A 22139-nucleotide genomic window follows, 5' to 3' on the forward strand; every position below is an offset into this window, starting at 1 on the left:
GCAGCTTTAAAAACGATCTCAGCTTCCTCATCGTGTTTTTGTCGTATTTGATGTCGCTAAACTTGTTGCGTGGGGACGGGGTTGTTAGGGATTAGGGGGACATTCAGAATTGATAGGGCCTACAGCTTAGATCAAGCAGGCTAGGTATGGGATTCCCATCTGACTCACGGAGGATTGGAGAGCGTTTGCGATCGCATCCCATACTCCCTTCTCAATGCAAAAACTATTCATCAGCCCTTAAAGCGTTGTTAACGTAACGGTTTCTATTAAGATTGACGCTTATCCTAAATAGTACAGTTGCGCCCTAAGCACGATGGCTAAAAACAAGGCTCAAGAAAAACTGCCGAAAAGCTTGGCTAACGGCAAAGCACCCGCTGCTGAGAAAAAAGCCACGAGCACAAACAAAAGTAAGCCTCCGAAGAAGCTCAAAAAAGATATCTATGCAGAAGAGCTGAAGCGTCTGCAGATTGAGCTAGTCAAGCTCCAGGCATGGGTCAAACACAAAGGCTTAAAAGTTGTCGTTCTCTTTGAAGGCCGCGATGCTGCCGGAAAAGGAGGCGCGATCAAGCGCATCACCGAATGCCTCAATCCTCGTATTTGCAAAGTGGCAGCTTTAGGGACCCCTACCGAACGCGAGAAAACCCAGTGGTACTTTCAGCGCTACGTTGCCCATCTGCCCGCAGCCGGAGAGATTGTGCTCTTTGATCGCAGTTGGTATAACCGGGCCGGGGTTGAACGAGTGATGGGATTCTGTACCCATCCTGAGTACGTTGAATTTCTGCGTTCCTGCCCAGAGTTTGAGCATATGCTGCAGCGCTCCGGGATCATTTTGATTAAGTACTGGTTCTCCGTCAGCAACGAGGAGCAGGAGAAGCGCTTTAAAGAGCGTCTCAAAGATCCCACTAAGCGTTGGAAACTCAGCCCCATGGATCTAGAAGCCCGCGCCCGCTGGGTGGAATATTCCAAGGCTAAAGACGATATGTTTGGAGCCACGGATACAACGCGTTCGCCCTGGAATGTTGTAGAGGCTGATGATAAAAAACGGGCCCGGCTGAACTGCATTACGCATTTTCTGAGCATGGTGCCTTATGAAGATTTGACGCCCGAACCTATTAAGCTACCGCCTCGGCAAGAGGCAATAGACTACGTTCGACCGCCGATGTCGATGCAAAGCTTCGTTCCTAGTAAGTTTTGATGGTCACATTTTGACTGTCACTATGAAGCAACGCACACAATATTGATCTACAGCGAGACTGTACAGTTGTTGCTGCTCACTCATTTTCAATGTCGAGGCCAGGGCAGCCCCTAACTCATAGTTCATTGCGGTAAAGAGTCATTGATTCACAGAGCCTTCCAACGCATTTGGACTGGGATCGCATTATTTGCGCTCACGATCATCGTCGCCGTGATCGGCTACATTGCCTTGGGCTGGACGTTCTCAGATGCGGTCTATATGGTCGTGATTACTATCTTTGGGGTGGGCTATGGAGAAGTTGAACCCCTAGATACAACCGCCGAGCGTATCTTCACCATTTTCGTGATTGTTGCTGGTACATCGTCTGTTATCTACATTGTGGGAGGCTTCGTGCAAATGGTGACTGAAGGTGAACTCAATCGAGCCTTTGATACCCAACGCAAGTCTCGAACCATTGCCAAACTTAATGATCACGTCATTGTTTGCGGCTTTGGACGGATTGGTCGAGTCCTTGCACAGCAGCTTGACGAGGCGAAACAGGCGTTTATTGTGCTGGATAACAACCCAGAACGGGTGGCGATGGCAGAGACTCGGGGATATCTTGTCCATACCGGTAGCGCCAGTGATGAAGCTTGCTTGCAAGATGTGGGGATTGAGCGGGCCAAATTTTTAGCGACGGTGCTACCGGACGACGCCACGAACGTCTTCATCACCTTGACGGCCCATGAACTCAACCCGGAATTGTTGATTCTGGCGAGGGGCGAATCGATCACTACAGAGAAAAAGCTGCGTTTGGCGGGAGCCGATCATGTGGTGCTACCCTCCAGCGTCAGCGGTCATCGAATCGCGAATCTGATTACACAACCCACCGCTTTAGATGTTTTGGCCCAGAATAATGAGCGGACGGCTTTGAATGAGCTGCTGACTCAGATTGACCTGCAGATGGAGGAACTAGAGGTCAAGAAAAACTCTCGCCTTCTGGGGCGAACTATCGGAGAGGTCGAGGTCCGGGCCAAGGGAGCTTTCATTGTGGTGGCGCTGCGGCAGCTAGACGGGGAAACCATCAATCGTCCCGGTGTTTCTTTATCACTCAATGTCGGAGATGTTTTGGTTCTCTTGGGGCATGAAGGCGCGATCGCAAAATTTGCCCACCGCTATCAGTATCAGAGTGAGCTGAGCTATCAAGGAGGCCCAGTCTAGATGGTTGATCTGCTCTGGGTTCTACTCTGTACTGGCTTAGTCTTTCTGATGCAGGCGGGGTTTATGTGCGTCGAGTCGGGCCTGACGCGATCAAAAAATAGCATCAACGTTGTCGTCAAAAACATGGCCGACTTCGGGCTTTCGGTCGCTTTGTTTTGGATGTTTGGCTTCGCACTCATGTTTGGGGCCTCGCAGTGGGGCTGGATGGGCGGATCTCACTTTTTCCCTTCCACCGGGGTGAATGCCAAGTTTGTGGCCTTCTTCCTTTTTCAGGCCATGTTCTGCGGCACGGCCACGACGATCATTTCGGGAGCCGTGGCGGAACGTTTGAAGTTTTCGGCCTACGTGATCATTGTAATTTTAGTGTCAGGACTGATCTATCCTCTCTTTGGCCACTGGGCTTGGAATAGTCTCCTGGAGGATAATTCTGGCGGTTGGCTAGGCAATCTCGGCTTTATTGACTTTGCCGGTTCTACCGTGGTGCATAGCGTGGGCGCTTGGGTCAGCCTAGCGACGCTTACTATTGTTGGGGCACGCCAAGGTCGCTTCTCCGCTGAGGGTAAACCTAATAAAATTCAGGGTTCAAATCTGCCGTTTTCGATGCTGGGTGCTTTGCTGCTGTGGTTTGGCTGGATTGGGTTTAATGGCGGCAGTACGTTAGCGCTCAATGATCAGGTGCCCGGAATTATCCTCAACACCATCTTGGCGGGGGTTGCTGGGATGATTACAGCAGCCATCCTAAGCTGGATACAGCATCGTCTGCTGGAGGTGGAGCCGCTGATCAATGGAATGCTGGCGGGGTTGGTGGCGGTGACGGCTTGCTGCGATGTGGTTTCTACCCCCTTAGCCTTTGTTGTGGGCAGTACTGGGGCTTCTGTGGCTTTACTGGTCTCTTATGGGTTGATGCGATCGCAAATCGATGATGCCGTCGATGCCGTCGCCGTCCACGGCGGTGCGGGCGCTTGGGGAACTCTGTGCGTTGCTCTCTTTGGTCAGCTAGAAAACGTCAACCGAATCAGTCAGCTATCAATACAGCTACTGGGCGTGGGAGTCTGCTTTGCTTGGGCCTTCGGACTCCCGTGGTTGATCTTAAAAGCAGTCAATCATTTCTTCCCGCTACGGGTCACGGAAGAAGAAGAAGTCATGGGATTAAACATCTCAGAACATCGGGCCAAAACCGATACCTATGATTTGTTTCAGGTGATGGATTATCAGGCCAAAACCTCTGATCTGAGCCTTCGAGTTCCCGTCGAACCGTTTACAGAGGTGGGGCATATCGCCACTCGCTATAACCAGGTGATGGATTCCTTGGCTCGTAACCATGACGATAATATCGATACGTTAGAGCAAATTTATACCCTGACAGCGGCGGCAGCAGCAGTGATTGAGAATAATCGGTTTGATCCTGAGGCTTTGGAACTCGATGGGATGTGCGATCGCAACGACGAACTTGGAACCCTTGCCCGCGTTTTGCAGCAGCTTGTGGCAGCGGTCCACCAGCGAGAACAGGCGCTAGCTGAGCTTAATCCTGCTTTGACGGATGCACAACTCCATACAGGCTCAAAAGATACCCCGCGTCCATAATTGAATGCGGATTAAGTAGAACCGAAATCTTTACTCAACATGCGTTTGAATGAGGTTGCGATCGCAACTCCTGCACTTCGAACCTATCTTTATTCTGACCGAAGCCCCCACCGCGCCCAAAATTATACGGTTACAAATTTTACATTTCTGCAGATCACAACCCTGTACGATTTACAGACCTCACACCTGATCTGAATCTGAAAGGAACCAATTTCATGGGATACGAGCCTAGAACCCAAGCGATTTATCAAGTTACCCACAGAGACCCTGTCCCGGTAAAGCCCCCAGAATCTCTACAAGATCTGTGGGCCACAGATGTATTCAGCTTGAGCAAGATGCAGGCTTGCCTTCCCAAAAGTGTCTTCAAGTCTCTGAAAGAAACAATTCTATCTGACGCCAAACTCGACCCTGCCGCCGCTGATGTTGTCGCATCGGCCATGAAAGACTGGGCGCTCTCGAAAGGCGCACTCTACTATGCCCATGTCTTCTACCCCATGACTAACGGCACAGCAGAAAAGCACGACGGCTTTATATCGGTGCAGAGTGACGGCACCGTCATCTCAGAATTCTCAGGCAAAACACTCATTAAAGGAGAGCCGGACGGATCTTCATTCCCTAACGGCGGGATCCGCTCCACCTTTGAGGCCAGAGGCTACACGGCTTGGGATGTCACCAGCCCCGCCTACGTCATGGAAACCGATAATGGCGTTACCCTCTGTATTCCCACCGTCTTCGTCTCTTGGACCGGCGAAGCCCTCGATAAAAAAATTCCACTGCTGCGCTCCATCAGCGCTATGAATAAGTCTGCAACCAAGGTTTTGAAGCTGCTCGGTTGTAATGAGGTTAGCCGCGTTAACTCTAGCTGCGGAGCAGAACAGGAATACTTCTTAGTAGATACAGCCTTTGCCAACACTCGCTCTGATTTACTCTTGGCTGGCCGTACCCTGTTTGGGAAGCCACCGGCAAAGGGTCAGCAGTTCGATGACCACTACTTCGGAGCGATCCCGGAGCGGGTGCAGGTGTTCATGCAGGAAGTTGAACGCAGCATGTATCGTCTGGGCATTCCGGCCAAGACCCGGCACAACGAAGTGGCACCTGGACAGTTTGAGATTGCGCCAATTTTTGAAGCTGCTGATGCTGCTGCCGACCATCAGCAGCTGATTATGACCATCCTGCGGAATACCGCGAAGCGCCACGGTTTCGTCTGTCTCCTGCACGAAAAGCCCTTCGCGGGCATCAACGGTTCAGGAAAGCACGTTAACTGGTCCGTCAGTAATGCAACCCAAGGCAACTTGCTTGATCCGGGCGATCAGCCCCACGAGAATCTTCAGTTTTTGACGTTCTGTGGTGCGATTATTCGCGGTGTCCATAAGTATGGCCCTTTGATGCGAGCCGTGATTGCGACTGCTAGCAACGATCACAGACTAGGTGCAAATGAAGCGCCACCGGCCATCATCTCTGTCTATTTAGGGTCTCAGCTCGAAGATGTCTATGAGCAGATTCAGAAGTGCGACGTGACCGGATGCAAACCCGGTGACCTCATGGATCTAGGGGTAGAGTCGGTCCCCACCTTCATGAAGGATTCTGGTGATAGAAACAGAACGTCGCCCTTTGCCTTCACCGGCAACCGTTTTGAATTCCGTGCAGTAGGCTCCAGTCAGTCTGTTTCGGGGCCACTGATTGCCATGAACACTATTTTGGCTGACTCTCTAGACTGGATCGCGAATAAACTTGAGAGCCAAGTCTCGTCAGGTGCTGACCTTAAAGCGTCAGTGTATGGCATCCTCAAAGAAATTATGGATGAGCATGGTGGTGTTGTGTTCGGCGGCAATGGCTACTCCGAAGAATGGCACAAGATGGCTGTTGAAGAGCGAGGTCTTGCCAATCTCCCCACCACTGCTGATGCACTGCCTGTTCTTAAGGAGAAGTATATTGAAGAGCTGTTTGAAAAAACAGGTGTTCTCTCGCCCGTTGAGCTAGAGAGCCGCTTTGAGGTCTATTCCGAACAGTATGTGCTCTCAGTGGAGGTGGAAGCTAACTTGGTGGTCGATATCGCCAAAACTCAAATCTATCCGGCAGCCGTCAAGTACATCTCAGACCTGTCGGCAACCGCCTCTAGTCTGAAGGAAATGGGGATTGAGTTTAACTATTCCATTGCCAAAAAAGTTGCAAGTCTAGTCAACGGATTGAGTGAATCAACCCAAAAGCTAGAGGATGCCCTGGATAAAGAGGAATTTTCCTCGATGGAAGAGCATATGCAGTACTTTGCTCAGACGATTCGTTCTTTGATGGATGAAGTTCGAGGCTATGCAGATTCCCTAGAAGGTGAAGTCGCAGACGAGCTGTGGCCGTTACCCAAGTATCAAGAGATGCTGTTCATTAAGTAACGCGTTCTATCTCAATCTGTTGAGGGGGTATCTGGAAGCAGGTGCCCCTTTTTGTCGGCGTGCGGTGCTTGCTGCTGTTTGGCAAAGTCTGGCCGTTATCTTCCTGGTTAGACATGTCTTCACTGTTGCACCTCGATAGGTGAACCTGAATTCTTGGTTAAGATTCGAGGCTTTTACGGGGTCAAATGTGCTGAGTGCGTAGCCCAAAACCTTATTCTGGTTTGAGAAGCAATGGGTCGTCTGTATCTTAAGGAGCAATTCATCCATGGCTAAAACTGCCCAAGACATCCTGAACTGGATTAGCAACGACAATATTCAAGTTGTTGATCTGAAGTTCATCGATATGCCAGGTATCTGGCAGCACTTGACGCTGTATCAAGATCAGATTGATGCGGACAGCTTCACCAGCGGCGTCGCCTTTGATGGCTCCAGCATTCGCGGCTGGAAAGCGATTAACGAATCAGATATGGCCATGGTGCCTGATCCCAACACGGCCTGGATCGACCCGTTCATGGAAGAGCCAACGCTGAGTATGATCTGCAGCATCCAAGAGCCGCGCACGGGAGAACCCTATTCGCGTTGCCCGCGCTCTATTGCCCAGAAGGCTCTCGACTATCTTTCTGCCTCGGGTATTGGTGATACAGCCTTCTTCGGGCCAGAAGCAGAATTTTTCATCTTTGAAGATGTTCGATTCGATCAGACTGAAAATTCTAGTTACTACTATGTAGACACCAAAGAGGGCCGCTGGAATAGTGGCAAGGTTGAAGAGGGTGGAAACCTTGGCTACAAGCCTCGCTATAAGGAAGGCTATTTCCCCGTAGCGCCCACCGATACCCTGCAGGATATTCGCACGGAAATGCTGCTGACGATGGCGAAGTGCGGGGTGCCGATTGAGAAGCATCACCATGAGGTCGCAACCGGCGGTCAGTGTGAGCTAGGTATCAAGTTCGCTCCGATCATTCAGGCGGCTGATTTCTTGATGACCTATAAGTACTGCGTCAAGAATGTCGCCATGAAGCATGGTAAGTCTGCCACCTTTATGCCCAAGCCGCTCTTTAACGACAATGGCTCTGGGATGCACACTCACCAGTCCATCTGGCGAGATGGGAATCCGCTGTTTTGGGGTGATGGCTACGCTAACTTAAGCCAGATGGCACTGCACTATATCGGTGGCTTGCTCAAGCATGCTCCGGCTCTGTTGGCGCTCACAAACCCCACGACCAACTCCTACAAGCGTTTGGTGCCTGGTTTTGAGGCTCCGGTGAATCTTGCTTATTCGCAGGGCAACCGATCGGCTTCGATTCGAATTCCGCTCTCTGGTCCCAATCCTAAGGCTAAGCGGATGGAGTTCCGCTGCCCGGATGCCACCTGTAACCCTTATCTTGCTTTTGCGGCAATGCTCTGTGCTGGGATTGATGGGATTAAGAATCAGATCGATCCCGGTAGTTCGCTGGATGTCGATATCTACGATCTCAGCCCTGAGGAGCTGGCAAAGATTCCGTCTACGCCAGGTTCTCTGTTAGATGCGCTAGAAGCTCTGCGGGACGATCATTCTTTCTTAACGGATTCTGGTGTGTTTACCGCAGATTTTATCGAAAATTGGATTGAGTACAAGCTAGATAATGAAGTGAATCCTATGCGTTTGCGGCCTCACCCCTATGAGGTGGCGCTTTACTACGACTGTTAGGGTGCTCTGTTTTGCCCTAATTTAGTGATAGCTGCCTTCGCGGGCAGCTATTTTTATGCAAGAAGAAGGCCAGGATGTCAAAATCAAGAGCATGGCTTACCCCGGAAAACTTTAAATGACCGCAACTCTTTCTGAAAATATTCGCCAGTTCTATGATGCCTCCTCACTGCTCTGGGAAGGCGTATGGGGCGAGCATATGCATCATGGGTTTTATGGCTTGGAGGGGAAGCGAACGACGGAACGTCGCCAAGCGCAGATCGATCTGATTGAGGAGCTGCTGCAGTGGGGACAGGTCCAAGAAGCCCAGCAAATTTTAGATGTAGGCTGTGGGATTGGGGGCAGTACGCTCTATCTCGCTGAGAAATTTCAGGCGAGTGTGACGGGAATTACTCTCAGTCCTGTGCAGGCTGGACGTGCGACTGAACGGGCGGAAGAAGCTAATCTTCCGGCAACGTTCAAAGTGGCGGATGCCCTTCACATGCCTTTTGACGATGAGTCTTTTGATCTGGTCTGGACGCTAGAGAGTGGTGAGCACATGCCAGAGAAACCCAAGTTTTTGCAGGAATGTTACCGGGTTCTGAAGCCGGGTGGAACGCTGCTGATGGCGACTTGGTGCCACCGTTCGATTGAGGCGAAGCCTCTTGAGCCTCAAGAGCAGGCTTTATTGAACAAAATTTATAAGGTCTATCACCTGCCCTATATTGTTTCGCTGCCGGAATACGCTGCGATCGCAACTCAACTCCCGCTCAAAAACGTTCGCACCACCGACTGGTCTGATGCTGTGGCTCCCTTTTGGGGTGAAGTGATCCGCTCTTCTTTAAATCCCAAAGTGATCTGGGGCATCCTCAAGGCGGGTTGGGGAACGCTGCAGGGGGCGCTCGCCATGCGCTATATGTCCCAGGGCTACCGGCGGGGCATCGTCCGGTTTGGCCTGCTGTGCGGCACTAAAGAATGAAGCAGATGCGTCAGTGGCTGGCTGCTCTTTGGAAGTTTTCGCGGCCTCACACCATTATTGGAACCTCTCTGAGCGTTTGGGGACTCGCGCTCATTACCCTATCCGTGTTGTCTCTCTCTCAAGGGTTTTTAGAGACTCTAGGGCAATGGCTACCGCTAATTATTGGAGCCTGGATTCCTTGCCTATGTGGCAATGTATACATCGTTGGCCTGAACCAGCTCACGGATGTCGGCATTGATCGGATCAATAAGCCCAATCTACCGCTCGCTTCTGGTGCGTTTTCCCAGCGTGAGGGGGTTGGCATTGTCTCTATCGCGGGCCTGCTGGCGCTGCTGCTTGCCGGTTTCCAGGGACCGTACTTGTTGGGAATGGTCGCTGCTAGTTTAGCGATTGGGACAGCCTACTCACTGCCGCCTATTCGTCTCAAGCGGTTTGCCTTTTGGGCTGCTCTCTGCATTTTTGGGGTGCGGGGTGTGATCGTGAATCTGGGCCTGTTTTGGCATTTTCATCAGCGCTGGACCGGGGAGGCCGGTGTGGTGCCACCGCAGGTGTGGATGCTGACGGCGTTTATTGTTGTATATACCTTTGCGATCGCAATTTTTAAAGATATCCCTGACTTAGAAGGCGATCTCAAGTTTCGCATTCGTACCCTCACCGTCCGTCTGGGCAGTCAGACCGTTTTCAAGCTTGCCCTAGCTACCATCATCTTTTGCTACAGCGGCATGATTATCGCCGCCAGCTTGATACTTTCTCTCTATCCCGCACTTTTAATTGGCGTCTCCCACATAGGGCTGCTGCTCATCCTATGGCGATCCAGCAAGAACGTAAATTTGCGAGAGCAAAACACAGTCCGTCAGTTTTATCAGCTGATCTGGAAGCTTTTTTTTGCCGAATATATCTTGTTCCCCCTAGCCTGCTTCTGGGGAGGATAAAATAGAGCTACCCAGGTGAAAAAATGGAGAGGCCCCCATGACTGTCGCCACGCAGAAACGCATGAGCCTTGAGGAGTATCTGCTCTATGACGACGGCACCAATACTCGCTACGAGTTAGTGGATGGAATGTTAGCCGAAATGGGTGCTGAAAATCCGTTCAATGTAAAAATTGCTGTCTTCCTGCTGGCCTACTTCCTTCAAGAAATGGACTTTCCCTATTCTCGTTTAGCCATCGGGCATCAGATTGGCGTGAGTTCGACGAAGGCCACTGCACGGCAGCCGGATTTGATTGTCCATAGCGATCAGTCGGATGCAGCAATTGTGGCGGATGGAAAACTCCTTAGAGCCGGATCGCCTCCCTCCTTGCTAGTGGTGGAGGTGGTTTCTAATAGCAAGGAAGACAAGCGATCGCACGATCGAGATTATCTTGAAAAGCCCGTTGAATATGCGGAGATCGGCATTCTTGAGTACTGGATTATTGACCCCGATCTAGCGCTGGTCAAGGTGGGCAATTTGATAGATGGTGCGTATCAGTTTCAAGGTTTCACTGGGAATAACAAGATTGCTTCTCTAACATTCTCAGAACTGAGTCTAACGGCGGCAAAAGTTCTGAACGCGGGGAATTGACTTACCGTAGTCCCTTCTTGCCGCGCTTGCCGTTAGGCATTACCGTTAGCCAGTTCACCTGAGCAAAGGCAAGCTGAGACACAGACACGGAAGCCCCCGTCAAGTTTGCCCCGCAAAGATTGGCCCCGCGCAAATTGGCATTGGTGAGGTGGGCATCAATGAGGTTGGCGCCTCGCAGATCAGCCCCCTCTAAATCGGCATAGCTGAGGTAGGCTTCGCTCAGGTTGGCATCTGTAAACTTGGCATTGGTCAAAGTTGCTCGCCCAAAATTGGCCTTGTGCAGCTCAGTACCCTTAAAATTAACTCCCTGCAGCTTTGCCTCATGGAAATTAATTTCCGGGAGGATGGCTTTACGTAGATCAAGATCTCTTAAATCACGGCCGCTAAAATCTCGACTCCCCCGACTGTAGGCATGCAGCAGTCCCTTCGGCGTAACCTTTGCCTGCTTCGAGCGAGCAGCGGTAACCTCTGAACGAGGTTGGCCCGCAGTGAACGAACCCGCGCGATTGTGTCCACGGGATAGCGATCCGACAGACTCATCTAGCGGATCGCCCAAGCGCTGGTTCTGGGCACGAATTCGAGATGCAATCCGAGAGGTAGGAGACGACTTCTGTCTTCTGGCAGCCGCACTCTCTTGACGAGAGCTGATCTGCGATCGAGGCGTCGTCAACGGTGGGGGTGTTCTTTGGAGGCCAGAAGAGGGGGTTGAAGGTGCCGTTTGATAGGGGGCAAGTGGCGAGTGTGTCGGCTGATTTAGCTGCTCCAACGCCTGTAGGACGTGCTTGGCTGATTGATAGCGATCACGTAGAGAGGTTGCCATCATTGTGGTTAAGACTTTCTCAAATGCAGGACTGATGTTTACCAGGTTCTGCCAGTCTAGTTCTCCCGTTGTCGGGTTATAGTTCAAATCTTTGGGTGACTTGCCCGTGAGCAGATAGAGACAGGTGACGCCCAAACTATAGATATCGCTGGCGTAGACGGGGCGCATTGCCATCTGCTCTGGCGGAGCAAAGCCAGGAGTGCCCACCGCAAAGGTAGTAAACGCCTCATCTGGATCACTTCCCAGCATCGCAGTTTGGCTCACTTGGTCCTTCACCGCTCCAAAATCAATCAAAACATACTTGCTGTCGAGGGAGCGCTGAATGACGTTGGCGGGCTTCACGTCTCGATGAATGACCTGTTGCTGGTGTAGGTAATCTAAGAGGGGCAATACCTCAAGCAACACCTGCTTTGCCCGAGCTTCATCGAAGGCACCCGATCGCCGCACATCTTGCTGCAGTGTCGCACCACTCACGTACTCCTGCACGAGATAGAAGTCATTCTTGAGTTCAAAGTAGTCCAGCAGGCGAGGAAGTTGGGGGTGATTGCCAATTTTTCCGAGGGTGGCAGCTTCTCGCTGAAACAGTTCCCGCGACATTTCTAAAATATGCTCAGCCGTCAACACAGGTCTGAGCTGCTTGATCACGCAGGTCGGCTCCCCTGGCAGACTTTCATCGATGGCTAGAAACGTGGTCGCAAATCCCCCTCTGCCTAGAATGCGGCTTGATCGGTAGCGATCTCGCAGCAGTAACTGAGAGCCACAAGCCTGACAGTCTACATTCTCGTTGGGATTGTTGGGATTAGTACAGGCCGGATTCAAGCAGTAGCTCATTCAAAATATCTCGCGGGGTCAATCAAAAATTACAGGGAGCTGCTTCCTACTCTTTATTCTTCCCTGTTTTTACTGGATCACAAGCATGCTTACTAGATTTCGTTGAGACTAGCCTTGCTATTGTGCTCACTTTATCCATTGCAAATGGGTGTATAGCGCCGTGAAAGGGTGGCCGACTACGTTGCGCAATGAGCTGCAAGGCTTCTATTTCAATTGTAGTCAGAGATTCCTTCGTTTCTAAATTGAACGTCTAAAAACGGGGACACACGTTAACCTCACTCTCTTCGGTGTCAATACTAAGGTCAAGAGCAGACTTGCCTTATCCTCCTTAGGAGCGCTATGAAAATCATTCAAAAAACATCCGATACTTTAGTTTTACAGGAAAAACTGCTGGGAATCTGGATTTTGGGGTTAGGGACTGCGGCAACGGGTTTTTTTATCGTTATGTCTTTTGAGTCTCCTGTTGATTTGTTTGGCGGAGTTTGTATTGCGATCGCAGCTCTAGTGGCCACGCTCAGCCCCACTGAAACCTGTATCTTTGATAAAACAACTCGCCTGATTACACTGCGACGACAGCGATGGTTTAGTCACCGCATTCAGCAGCAAAATATCGCCCAGATTGCTGACGTAATGGTGGAGCCGTATACGGTGATGGGAACTCAGTTTTTTCGAGTCAGTCTCGTGTTGTCCTCAGGCCAGACGATTGCATTGACCCGCTCAGCTAGCACTGACAGAGCTGCCCAGCAGCACCTTGCCCAGCATATCCAACACTTTTTAAGCCTCAAGCAAAATTCTCTCTCCGCTGCCGTTGCGACGCGGTAGAAAAATTGCAAACAGCTCAATGGTTACTACTAAACTCCCCAGGTAGGATTCGAACCTACGACCAATCGATTAACAGTCGACCGCTCTACCACTGAGCTACTGAGGATAGCGAATCTTATCCTAACGATAACTAGCACCCTTTGGCAAGATATTAGGGCCATCAAAGGCAAAAAACTTTAGTGTCCTTCGCTCATTTTGGGGACGAAGCCGCTTCCTGTGACGCTCTCAGCCTAAAAGTCAGATGGCTCGACGGGCTGTGATTGGCTTGACGACAGCCAGCTCTTACCCACGCGAATGGTCAGATCTGAGCGCAGATCTCCGGTGGAGTTGACGGCCAGCTCACTTTCTTCTACTAAAGGCTGCACATACTTAGCCGCCTCCAAGTCGCCCCACTGGGGGATAACCTGCGTCGTTTTTAAAACCTGTGGCCATTCATCCGCAAGATACACGCGGTAGAATCCCTGCTCATTTAGGTATTCAAGCATTTTAGCGCCGCCCTCAGGGTCGCCCGATGCATTTTGAATGGAGATCTTTACGCTGTCCACAAAGGATCGCTCGATTTCATCCGCTTGGTAAGCATCTGGATCGGGCAGGATATCGAAATAGGACTCCATAATCCGATTTCGACCGTTGTTGCTCATAATCCAGTAGCTGTATTCGTACTCCTCTGGCTGGCTGAAGCGACCAGGAAGCAGGACCATTTTGAGTTGTTCTGGCTTGAGCTGTAGTCCAAACTGCATCAGCGCTAGCATCTCTCCTACGCTCAGGTTCGTATCTACATTCTTTTTCACTACCTCAAGCAGTTGGGGCAGTTTTGTCAAAGTAACGGGGTTGGCTAATTGCTTCTGCAGCGCTTTGACTAAGACCTGCTGTCGCTGAGCGCGTCCAATATCACCTAAATTATCGTTGCGAAAGCGCGTGAAGCCTTCGGCTTGATCGCCATCTAAGGTTTGCAGCCCTGGCTCTAAGTCAATGCTCAATCCCTGGGTCTTGTCTTCATAGACCATGCGGTGAGGCACAAATACTTCCACGCCGCCCACGACATCGACGAGTTCTCGAAAAGCGCCCGTACTCACCCGCACGTGCCGATCGATCGTGACCTCATTGAGGGTCTCACTTACCACTTCGCTTGCGAGTTCGGCACCGCCATAGTAATTAGCGGCATTAATTTTATCAATGCCCACATCGGGAATTCTGACGCGGGTATCGCGGGGAATGGACAGCAGGCTCACGCTCTTGGCTTTGGGGTCGATGCGGGCAAGCAGCATGGTGTCGCTGCGGCTTTTGAAGGGATCAAGGGAGCCGTCTTCTTCTTCGTCTTCAAGATTGAGATCAACGCCCATGACCAGGACATTGACGGGGCGCGATAGGCCATATTGCAGACCAGACCGGAATAAATCGGCAATGGGGACGGCGCCATCGTTAGATAAGCCTGGAATAAATCGGAGGGGCGTGACTAATGCAATAGTGGCTCCAATACCGGCGGACAGGCTGGTGACAAAGGTAAAGGTTAGACCCCAGGTGAGTAGCCGCATGGTTGTGCCCATGCGAGCGGGTGCTGCGCCCTGTGGTCGTGGCTTTCTCTGGCCCGAACTGGATGAATTAGACCCCATCGCTGTGATGACTCCTTGACCGCCGTTGATCGTTGGGGCGGTGCCTATTGTGGTGACGTGACTGAATACTTCCAGTTCCCTGGAAGATGACGGTATGATCCTACACAATTAAGTCAATACGACAAGTAAGTCGTTAGATTCCGAAACGCAATCTATACAGGACGTAGATACATGCAAGCTGTCATCATTGCTGGTGGAAAAGGGACTCGACTGCAGCCGCTCACCTTTGGCTCCCCGAAACCGATGCTGCCTATTTTGGACCGCCCCTTCCTCAGCTGGATGGTGGAGCGCTGTCAGCAGGCGGGCATTACGGATATCCTGATGAATATTCGCTATCAGGCAGAGCAAATTCAGGACTATTTCGGAGATGGTGAAGCCTTTGGGGTCAAAATTCGCTATGTGATTGAGGAAACAGCCTTGGATACGGCGGGGGCGATGAAGCTGGCAGAGCCTCACTATACTGGGGATTCCCTGATTGTCTTTAACGCGGATATTCTGACAGATTTAGATTTAGGGGCGTTGATTGAGGCCCATAAGCAAACGCAGGCCAAGGCAACGATCACGCTCACGCGGGTCGAAGATCCCACGGCATTTGGTCTGGTGGAGCTATCTGAGGATGGCTCGGTGGTTGCGTTTCGAGAAAAGCCAACGGCGGAGGAAGCGGCCCAGCTCGGAATCGATACGGTGAATGCGGGCACCTATATTCTGGAGCCGGAAATTTTTTCCCAGTATCCTGATAACCAACCGTTGAGCTTTGAGCGAACGGTATTCCCTGATTTGCTGACGCAGCAGCAGCGGGTGACGGGCTTTACCTGGGACGGCTATTGGATGGATTTAGGGACGCCTGCAAAGTACGTGCAGGGGCAAATTGATATGCTGACGGGCAAGATGCCCTATGCTTTGTCTGAGTTTGCCACCGAACAGTCCCCTAATGTCTGGGTGGCAAATTCAGCGACGGTGGATCCTGAGGTGAAGCTAACGGGGCCTTGTTTGATTTGCGATCGCACCCGCCTCGGCCCCAATACCGTTATCCCTGCGAATACTGTCGTGGGTGCATATTCTCTTATTGACCGCACGCTCTCGGCGGGATTCTATGCGCCAGGAACATTAGCGATATAGTGGCGATTGAGTCACGAACCCAACGGAGAGCGAGCCAAGGAAGCAAAATCAGTTCACCACTTCAATCTCAACTCCAATTGGATTCCTATTGAATAAAATTTAAATCCTGACTCTGGGGTGCCCGGGTCGCAACTTTCTGTGGAAAAGTGCTCTGCTTTTGAAAATTGGCTTGAATTGAGAAGATTCAGTAATTCTCCCCGCACTAACAACCCAAAGTAAAAATCACGCTTTCCCGGAGACATTCTAATACCAAGGAAAGCGGGTCTATAGTGACAAGATGCTGGAATATGAACGCAATCTAAGGTTTTGGGGATGTGCTGACGTGAGATCAGGGATAATGGCCCTTTCTCCAAAATATTGAAAATTAAACTGAGCTGGCGGATATTGATTTCCGATTGTAAATGGTAAGCGATAAAGTATGGGATATTCTCTCGCCCAAAATCATCAACGCCATCATTAAACAATCATCCAAATAAAGTAGAATGACTATCTTTCTGATTTAAGTAGACTGATTTTCGTTCAGGATCAGGAGGTTCGCAACTGTTCCAATACTGATGGATAATGGAACTCATAAAAAACTGACGTGTTCCTGCAGATGTCTGTTGAATTTTAAACAACTGAAATTCAACACCGCCGAAGCTAGTAAAGATGATTTGGTTGAGCTTTAAAAACGTATTTCAACTAATAAAGTGACTCACCAATCTCAGTCAAAAAATTTTAAATAGGTCACAGGATTTAGTGCAAAAAAAATAGGAGACTGACTGATAAGTTCCAAGCGATATAAGAAATTGGGGCCTAATGATGAATATCAAGCGTCTGTCGCATTAGATCTGCCACATCAACGACAAATGCAATGTGACTGTCGTCTAAAATCGTACACCCGCGCACCGATCTAGGAAGCTTAACTGCATCACTGAGGGGATTAATTCTCATCTCAGATTTTATGATGAGATGCTTGATCATTGACGTAATGGCAAATCGCTTCAGACCTTGCTGAACAACTAAGGTTAAGGCTGTATCACTCTTATCCTGACTTAAAGTTTCGGGCAGCCTGCAGGTAGAATTGAGCAGCTCAGATAGGTTGTAGAAAGGAACCATCTGCCCTTGCCAAGGCAAGAATTGCTGCTGCTTGGATTGAAAGAGTTGATCGAGGCGAGGAATTACACATCCCAAGATGTTGTCGTAGGGTAAGGCAAAGACAACTGAATTGGATAGCCAGATAAAGAAGTTATTTGTCTTGAGCGTGTTTGGAAAATTTTTTTCTACCTCGACAGCTGAGCGGTCAGGGCTGTTGAGAGGTGTAAACTTTGAAGTTAATGGAACGGCAGTATCCTCAAACTGCGTGGGTTGGTGTGAAGACGACGTAGTGTGATGACTAGACTCTATCTCGCATATTGCCTGTTGTTGATTGGGGAGAGTTATCACAAATGACGTGCCGTCATGAGATGTTGAATGAATGGTGAGTGAACCCTTCAGCTCACCTAGGCGTGCCTGTAAGTACTTAAACCCAACGCCTAAGCCAATACGAGCGTAGTTCCAGCGGTGTGAATAAGATTTCGCCTGCAATAGCAGGTCTAAAAGTTGCTGTTTAGATAAACGGGCTGCTTGTTCAGTTGACTGCAAACGAAGCAGGACTGACTGTTCGCGAATCTGTTCAAAATTCAAGCCTTGTCCATCATGGCCAATGCTAATCATGATGCGGTCTTTTTGCTGATCAGCCTGAATCTGTATCTGACCTTTTTTGGCTTTACTGAGGCGGTGACGCGTGTCTGGATCTTCAATTCCCTGCAGCAGTGACATGTAAATCAAAGACAAAATAAGGTGATTGAGGCTTCCACTAATCTCTCTATTGATGCGTACTTGATGATTCTGATAATGGACTTCTACTTCTTTGCCTGAGGCTTCTGCCCACTTTTCTATGAACAGAGGTAAGCGATTGAAAAGTGCATCTAAAGATAACGTACGAAGTTGAAACAGATGTTGCTGTATTTGCTCTAGATGGTGATGCTGCTTTTGCAGGGGCTGCTCAGCTTGTAAGTGGAGGTCCAAAAGTTGTTTTGAAAAGTATTCAATGTATCTGAGTTCATTGGTCATGGACTGGCTCAAGCTTTGCGGGCTCGCGCTAGAGACTGGCTGAGATGCAATGACCGTTTCCTGCAAGTGCAGTAGCTTTTTTTGAAAACTTTGAGCATAATGCTGAATCTTGCGATTCGCTACAGTTTGTTGGGTGAGATTGATGAATACATCATTGACGAGCTGGCTAACTGCTGTCAGCCGTTGATCATCAACGTGAATCTCTGCGTTCAAGGCATTTTTCGGAGTTGATCGCAGACCGAGTTCTCCCTGATGCGCCACAAAACCAGGTAGCTGGGGAGTCCGAGCAGACGGGTACTTGCTAGCTGAAAGCTGTTTGAGTTTTTCTGACGGTTGACCACCATGCGTGCGATCACCAGACAAGATGAGTATTTGTCCGCTGAGAAAATCTGCTAATGCTATCTGAGCGATGGTTGTAGCCTTCTCTGGATGAAGATCTAAGGCGGATACAGCTGTCTTCGCAATTTCTCCGAACCCCTCTAGATTTAGCTGTATCGATAGATCAATGAAGACGCTGCATTGTTCACGCAGGTAGGCTGCTACGGCTGCTGTATCCGCATGAGCCAACGTGAAGGCTAGATTCGCGAGTCGTTGACCAATCCATGTCTCGAAGATAGCTTGGGTTACATCGGTCCCCGGCAAGCAATAATCTGCAATTTCATCAATACTCTCTTCCAATCGGCTTATCTGACGACGGTCACCGAAACTTTCTAGCTTCAGATGAAGTTGAGCAAAAATAGTGATAATCCACTTGAGGATCTCAGGTTCATCTAGCTGAATTGGCGTTGTTTCTGCCTGTAGAGGCAACTTCAAACATTCATACCCTTGCAGCAGAAGTGACTCTAACTCTGAGTCAACGACAACTCGTGGGTTCAGTAATTTTTTAAAGTTTTCTTCAAGCAGATGGGCAACAACTGAAACTGTTGGAAATTCAAGACTCTCTGCTGTCCCGCCCACACCATAGGTGAGCTGTATCAGGTGATTGATTCGATCTGAATTGGGATCGTCTTTGAGATGGCTAAGATTACGCTCAATCTCATCCAGCCGCTCGGAGGCGTTGACAAGGAAGGTTTTGTAGACGAGGTCTCGCTTTTCAGAGTCGGTAATCATGATCCACTTGAGGAGTTTTGGAACTTCCTCACCAGGCTTGTATTGATTAAACAAGCTCCTTATAGCATCCGCCAAGGTATTTTTCTACCTCAGGAGTCCTTTCAAGATGAACGAATGACTTTTCTTCTACAAAACACAGATTGCTATGTGATTAATGCACCATCGCTGTATAGCCAACGGGGCCGTCGACAGCAAATTCCAATGCCCTTGAAGCGTCTCTACCTCAAAGCGACTATTGGAAAAGCTTTGCGCGATCTCACCCTGCGACTTTATGCCAAGTGCCTTGTGTAACTTCACACTCCTGCTGATTTATCAAATAGTCAAACAGACGCCAATTTCTGATCGTGAATTTATGTTAAGAATTCTCTGTTTAGGACGATATATGAATCAATTATTATGTTGAACTTGCGGTATAGCTTTTAGCTAAGAATTTCATCCCGCTTGTTGAGACTTCTATAAAAGAGTAGAAGCACAACGGCGCTCGTGAGATTTTTCGAGGTATATCGTTGTCACTGATCGCGATCGTCTATTTTATTGTGGCTTAACTGCTATGCAATCTTCGCCACCCCGTCGTCCCAGATTGGCTCAAGCATCGCTTGAAAAACTGAGTGCGCCTAGCTCCGTCGGCGGCAGTCTTATTTTAGTCTTTGTGTTGATTTGGGCGGCTGTGCTTATTGGTAGTGGGTTTAGTCGGTTTGTGCGGCCTGCAAAAGTTCAGCTCATGGGTGCCAAATCCTCATATCCTCACCGTTTTACGCAAGTACCGTCGGTCCCAACGGGCTCGTTTAAATATGGTGGCAGTACGGCTTGGGCGCCGATTCGACTGGTCGTTGATTCATCAATTCAAGCAGAGCGATTAGAGTTCCAGCTTCGCTATGTCGAACCTAGAGATTATCCCTCTAGCTCAAGCCAGGGCATTCGGATGCTGCTGTCGGGACAGTTAAGCTTTGCGCAATCAGCACGTCCTTTGATGAGTGCAGAGTATGAAGCCGCAAAGCGACAGGGTATTACATTGAAACAAATTCCTGTGGCAATTGATGGTGTTGCTCTCGCTGTTCATCCTCGCCTCAATCTGCCAGGATTAACCCTTAACCAACTGCAGTTAATCTATAGCGGTCAGGTGAAAAACTGGAAGCAAGTCGGGGGGCCTGACCTGGAAGTTCTTCCCTTTTGGCGCTTTCAGAATGCGACGCATTTGATGGATTTCCCGGTGGGGGGACTCTACAGCCGTCCGACCAAAATGATGAACTTTGAGGCCGTGCCGACAACGACTGAAGCACTGCGTCGTTTAGCTGGGTCTCCAGGCGGACTCTACTATGCTTCTGCATCGGTCTTGGTGCCGCAGTGTTCCGTCAAGCTTTTGCCCTTGGGGCGTCAGCCTGGACGGTTTGTCGCACCCTACGTTGGTCCTCAAGGCTCAGTTGGAGAATGCCCTAATCCTCGTCCTCGGATTAATCTAAGTGCCTTGCAGACGGGCCAATATCCGATCACACGCTATCTGTACGTCATTGTTAAGGAGAATGGACAGGTCGAACAGCAAGCCGGTGAAGCCTACGTTAATTTTTTACTCACACGGCAAGGGCAGGCATTACTTTCCCAGGCAGGGTTTGTCTCTCTTCGGTGAATACAGACTCTCATCTATTCTTCGAACCTTGGCAATTGTTTGTAGTCTAGAGGATATTTGAATCGCTTGTATAAATTAGCCTCTAGAATTAGCGCCCGCCTGACACAATGATTTTCTCTTATCTCAAGAGCGTTCAAACTCTAAAAGTATTTAAGGTCTGGAAATGACTCAAAGATTGCTTCAGTCAATACTTTTTCCCGTTCGGCAATTTGGGATGCATTTTAGGACTAAAGGCATTGTCCTCGCGATGACATTGAGTATGCTGCCTGTACTCATGGTGGGTACTGTCAGTTTCTATGTTGGAAACCGCGCCATTTTGGAGCAGGCAAACCAGGTGAAGCGGGTGGGGGTATTGGGGCCAGCTGAAGCTGAATTTTTGAGAGAAAGGCAACTCAGGCTACTGGGGCAAATGTTGATGGGAACTGGCCTAACAGCCTTGTCGGCAGGAGCTATTGCGGCTGGGATCACAGGTCACTTCCTTCAAGTTGTGAATCGCAACAGTCGCTCTGGAGAGATTAGTCATCCTACTGAATCTAAGGCAGAGCCGTTTGAGATTGAGCAAGATGCGAATTTTCAGGAGCTGCATCAAGACAGCCAGTCCACCATCAAAGGGACAGCGTCAGATCTAAATCAGTCTGTTGTTCTAACGGGGGGGCTCCGTCGTATTCTGGCAATTGCTGGCTCAGCGCGAGAATTAGCGGCCAATATTGAAAAAGCTCACATCCCAATGCAGCCTTCTCGTGAGCCGCTCACCGAACAGTTGTCTATTGATGATCCTGCAAGTGATCTCTCTGACATTCAAACAACCTTTGCAGAGGTGACACGCAATGCTCAACATATCGGTGACAGAACGCATCGAATTTCTGAAATCATAAGTTCTATCGATGATCTGGCGATACAAGTCAATCAAGTTTCTATCAATGCTCTGATTAAATCAGGCCGAGAAAAAGCGGTGGACCTGGAAGCTTCGCTGTTAACGACTGAGATGCTCCGATCTTTAACGAGTGATATCGTTCAAAAGACAACAGAAGTGACCCCCGTTGTCTCGAAGATAAAAGCCGATATTAGTGCTGTGGAGTCTGGAATTGAGCTTGGGACCGAAAAGATTGCGGCAAGAGTTGAATTGCCTCTAGAGACCTGGGGGAAGAGCAGACAATAGGCTGCCCTACTTTTTTGTTCGTGGCTCACACGCTGGCAAAATAAGCGATGAATTATTTAGATCTATGAGAATGGTCAGTGGCCATGGGGCAAAGGATCAGCTTTTGAGAACCAGCCTTGCTAACTCTGAGAGGCTGCGCTGTTCGGGTTGGGATGCGATCTCACCTAAAACCATCATTCCTGCCAATACTGTTGTGGATGCCCATTTGTTGATTAATCGCGAGCTGTCTCTAGGTTTTTGTATACCTGGAACATTCGCCGGTAGTCCTAAACGGGTAAGGATATTCTATCGATAAGGGGATGTATGTTCTCCTATGCTTATGCGAGTGTTGACTCGTCGTCATCCATCGTTTTCCGTGTCTTCTGCTCTACCAGCGTGT

17 protein-coding genes and 1 tRNA gene are annotated in these 22139 nt (G+C 49.6%); 14 read left to right on the forward strand and 4 right to left on the reverse strand.

The window, feature by feature from the left end; all coding sequences use genetic code 11:
- Positions 1-313 precede the first annotated feature (313 nt).
- The 8 genes from ppk2 (at position 314) to C1752_RS11075 (ending at position 10568) form a co-directional block, all read left to right on the forward strand.
- Complete coding sequence (gene ppk2 / locus C1752_RS11040) at positions 314-1195, forward strand: polyphosphate kinase 2 (RefSeq protein WP_110986114.1); 882 nt, start codon at positions 314-316, stop codon at positions 1193-1195.
- 144 nt (positions 1196-1339) lie between these two features.
- Positions 1340-2395: a potassium channel family protein gene (locus C1752_RS11045; protein ID WP_110986152.1), complete on the forward strand. Its 1056-nt coding sequence runs from the start codon at positions 1340-1342 to the stop codon at positions 2393-2395.
- Positions 2396-3979: an ammonium transporter gene (locus C1752_RS11050; protein WP_110986115.1), complete on the forward strand. Its 1584-nt coding sequence runs from the start codon at positions 2396-2398 to the stop codon at positions 3977-3979.
- 215 nt (positions 3980-4194) lie between these two features.
- The gene (locus C1752_RS11055) at positions 4195-6366 is read left to right on the forward strand and encodes a glutamine synthetase III family protein (protein WP_110986116.1); all 2172 of its coding nucleotides are present in this window, start codon (positions 4195-4197) and stop codon (positions 6364-6366) included.
- Between the two features lie 265 nt (positions 6367-6631).
- Positions 6632-8053 (forward strand): type I glutamate--ammonia ligase, encoded by a 1422-nt coding sequence (glnA, locus tag C1752_RS11060; protein ID WP_110986117.1) that lies wholly within the window; start codon positions 6632-6634, stop codon positions 8051-8053.
- Positions 8054-8168: 115 nt separating this feature from the next.
- On the forward strand, positions 8169-9008 hold the full coding sequence (locus tag C1752_RS11065) for a methyltransferase domain-containing protein (RefSeq protein ID WP_110986118.1): 840 nt from the start codon (positions 8169-8171) through the stop codon (positions 9006-9008).
- Positions 9005-9940 (forward strand): homogentisate phytyltransferase, encoded by a 936-nt coding sequence (locus tag C1752_RS11070; RefSeq protein WP_110986119.1) that lies wholly within the window; start codon positions 9005-9007, stop codon positions 9938-9940. Before C1752_RS11065 ends, C1752_RS11070 begins: the two co-directional genes overlap by 4 nt.
- A 37-nt stretch (positions 9941-9977) precedes the next feature.
- The gene (locus C1752_RS11075; RefSeq protein ID WP_110986120.1) at positions 9978-10568 is read left to right on the forward strand and encodes a Uma2 family endonuclease; all 591 of its coding nucleotides are present in this window, start codon (positions 9978-9980) and stop codon (positions 10566-10568) included.
- Position 10569: 1 nt separating this feature from the next.
- Here C1752_RS11075 and C1752_RS11080 read toward each other — a convergent pair whose 3' ends face one another.
- The gene (locus tag C1752_RS11080; RefSeq protein ID WP_110986121.1) at positions 10570-12219 is read right to left on the reverse strand and encodes a serine/threonine-protein kinase; all 1650 of its coding nucleotides are present in this window, start codon (positions 12217-12219) and stop codon (positions 10570-10572) included.
- 339 nt (positions 12220-12558) lie between these two features.
- Here C1752_RS11080 and C1752_RS11085 point away from each other — a divergent pair, with 339 nt between their 5' ends.
- The gene (locus tag C1752_RS11085) at positions 12559-13041 is read left to right on the forward strand and encodes a cytochrome b-245 chaperone 1/Eros family protein (RefSeq protein WP_110986122.1); all 483 of its coding nucleotides are present in this window, start codon (positions 12559-12561) and stop codon (positions 13039-13041) included.
- 34 nt (positions 13042-13075) lie between these two features.
- Here C1752_RS11085 and C1752_RS11090 read toward each other — a convergent pair.
- Together C1752_RS11090 and C1752_RS11095 are read right to left on the reverse strand one after the other, a co-directional pair.
- Positions 13076-13147: transfer RNA gene (locus tag C1752_RS11090), tRNA-Asn, on the reverse strand.
- A 124-nt stretch (positions 13148-13271) separates the two neighbouring features.
- A complete protein-coding gene (locus C1752_RS11095; protein ID WP_233501525.1) occupies positions 13272-14654 on the reverse strand; it encodes an LCP family protein in 1383 nt (460 codons plus the stop codon).
- Between the two features lie 171 nt (positions 14655-14825).
- On the opposite strand from C1752_RS11095, the gene C1752_RS11100 reads away from it, so the two are divergent.
- The gene (locus C1752_RS11100; RefSeq protein WP_110986124.1) at positions 14826-15773 is read left to right on the forward strand and encodes a nucleotidyltransferase family protein; all 948 of its coding nucleotides are present in this window, start codon (positions 14826-14828) and stop codon (positions 15771-15773) included.
- Between the two features lie 795 nt (positions 15774-16568).
- Here C1752_RS11100 and C1752_RS11105 read toward each other — a convergent pair.
- Positions 16569-18977, reverse strand: a complete 2409-nt coding sequence (locus C1752_RS11105; RefSeq protein WP_146242324.1) for a chemotaxis protein CheW — start codon at positions 18975-18977, stop codon at positions 16569-16571.
- A gap of 114 nt (positions 18978-19091) precedes the next feature.
- On the opposite strand from C1752_RS11105, the gene C1752_RS28395 reads away from it, so the two are divergent.
- The 4 genes from C1752_RS28395 to C1752_RS28070 all read left to right on the forward strand — a co-directional run bounded on the left by C1752_RS28395 (position 19092) and on the right by C1752_RS28070 (position 22055).
- Complete coding sequence (locus C1752_RS28395; protein ID WP_158535066.1) at positions 19092-19268, forward strand: hypothetical protein; 177 nt, start codon at positions 19092-19094, stop codon at positions 19266-19268.
- Between the two features lie 259 nt (positions 19269-19527).
- Positions 19528-20601 (forward strand): PstS family phosphate ABC transporter substrate-binding protein, encoded by a 1074-nt coding sequence (locus tag C1752_RS11115; protein ID WP_110986127.1) that lies wholly within the window; start codon positions 19528-19530, stop codon positions 20599-20601.
- A 259-nt stretch (positions 20602-20860) separates the two neighbouring features.
- Positions 20861-21760, forward strand: a complete 900-nt coding sequence (locus C1752_RS11120; protein ID WP_146242325.1) for a methyl-accepting chemotaxis protein — start codon at positions 20861-20863, stop codon at positions 21758-21760.
- A gap of 64 nt (positions 21761-21824) precedes the next feature.
- A complete protein-coding gene (locus tag C1752_RS28070) occupies positions 21825-22055 on the forward strand; it encodes a hypothetical protein (RefSeq protein WP_146242326.1) in 231 nt (76 codons plus the stop codon).
- Positions 22056-22139: the final 84 nt, after the last annotated feature.

This window comes from Acaryochloris thomasi RCC1774 (assembly GCF_003231495.1).
Classification (GTDB): Bacteria; Cyanobacteriota; Cyanobacteriia; order Thermosynechococcales; family Thermosynechococcaceae; genus RCC1774.

What these genes read in the sequence shown, in the direction of transcription:
- C1752_RS11075 (WP_110986120.1), top strand. Translation starts at nt 9,978, where the DNA reads ATGACTGTCGCCACGCAGAAACGCATGAGCCTTGAGGAGTATCTGCTC.
- C1752_RS28395 (WP_158535066.1), top strand. Translation starts at nt 19,092, where the DNA reads ATGACTTTTCTTCTACAAAACACAGATTGCTATGTGATTAATGCACCA.
- C1752_RS11085 (WP_110986122.1), top strand. Translation starts at nt 12,559, where the DNA reads ATGAAAATCATTCAAAAAACATCCGATACTTTAGTTTTACAGGAAAAA.
- glnA (WP_110986117.1), top strand. Translation starts at nt 6,632, where the DNA reads ATGGCTAAAACTGCCCAAGACATCCTGAACTGGATTAGCAACGACAAT.
- C1752_RS11070 (WP_110986119.1), top strand. Translation starts at nt 9,005, where the DNA reads ATGAAGCAGATGCGTCAGTGGCTGGCTGCTCTTTGGAAGTTTTCGCGG.
- C1752_RS11080 (WP_110986121.1), bottom strand. Translation starts at nt 12,219, where the DNA reads ATGAGCTACTGCTTGAATCCGGCCTGTACTAATCCCAACAATCCCAAC.
- C1752_RS11065 (WP_110986118.1), top strand. Translation starts at nt 8,169, where the DNA reads ATGACCGCAACTCTTTCTGAAAATATTCGCCAGTTCTATGATGCCTCC.
- C1752_RS11105 (WP_146242324.1), bottom strand. Translation starts at nt 18,977, where the DNA reads ATGATTACCGACTCTGAAAAGCGAGACCTCGTCTACAAAACCTTCCTT.
- C1752_RS11055 (WP_110986116.1), top strand. Translation starts at nt 4,195, where the DNA reads ATGGGATACGAGCCTAGAACCCAAGCGATTTATCAAGTTACCCACAGA.
- C1752_RS11120 (WP_146242325.1), top strand. Translation starts at nt 20,861, where the DNA reads ATGCTGCCTGTACTCATGGTGGGTACTGTCAGTTTCTATGTTGGAAAC.
- C1752_RS11095 (WP_233501525.1), bottom strand. Translation starts at nt 14,654, where the DNA reads ATGGGGTCTAATTCATCCAGTTCGGGCCAGAGAAAGCCACGACCACAG.
- C1752_RS11100 (WP_110986124.1), top strand. Translation starts at nt 14,826, where the DNA reads ATGCAAGCTGTCATCATTGCTGGTGGAAAAGGGACTCGACTGCAGCCG.
- ppk2 (WP_110986114.1), top strand. Translation starts at nt 314, where the DNA reads ATGGCTAAAAACAAGGCTCAAGAAAAACTGCCGAAAAGCTTGGCTAAC.
- C1752_RS28070 (WP_146242326.1), top strand. Translation starts at nt 21,825, where the DNA reads ATGAGAATGGTCAGTGGCCATGGGGCAAAGGATCAGCTTTTGAGAACC.
- C1752_RS11115 (WP_110986127.1), top strand. Translation starts at nt 19,528, where the DNA reads ATGCAATCTTCGCCACCCCGTCGTCCCAGATTGGCTCAAGCATCGCTT.
- C1752_RS11050 (WP_110986115.1), top strand. Translation starts at nt 2,396, where the DNA reads ATGGTTGATCTGCTCTGGGTTCTACTCTGTACTGGCTTAGTCTTTCTG.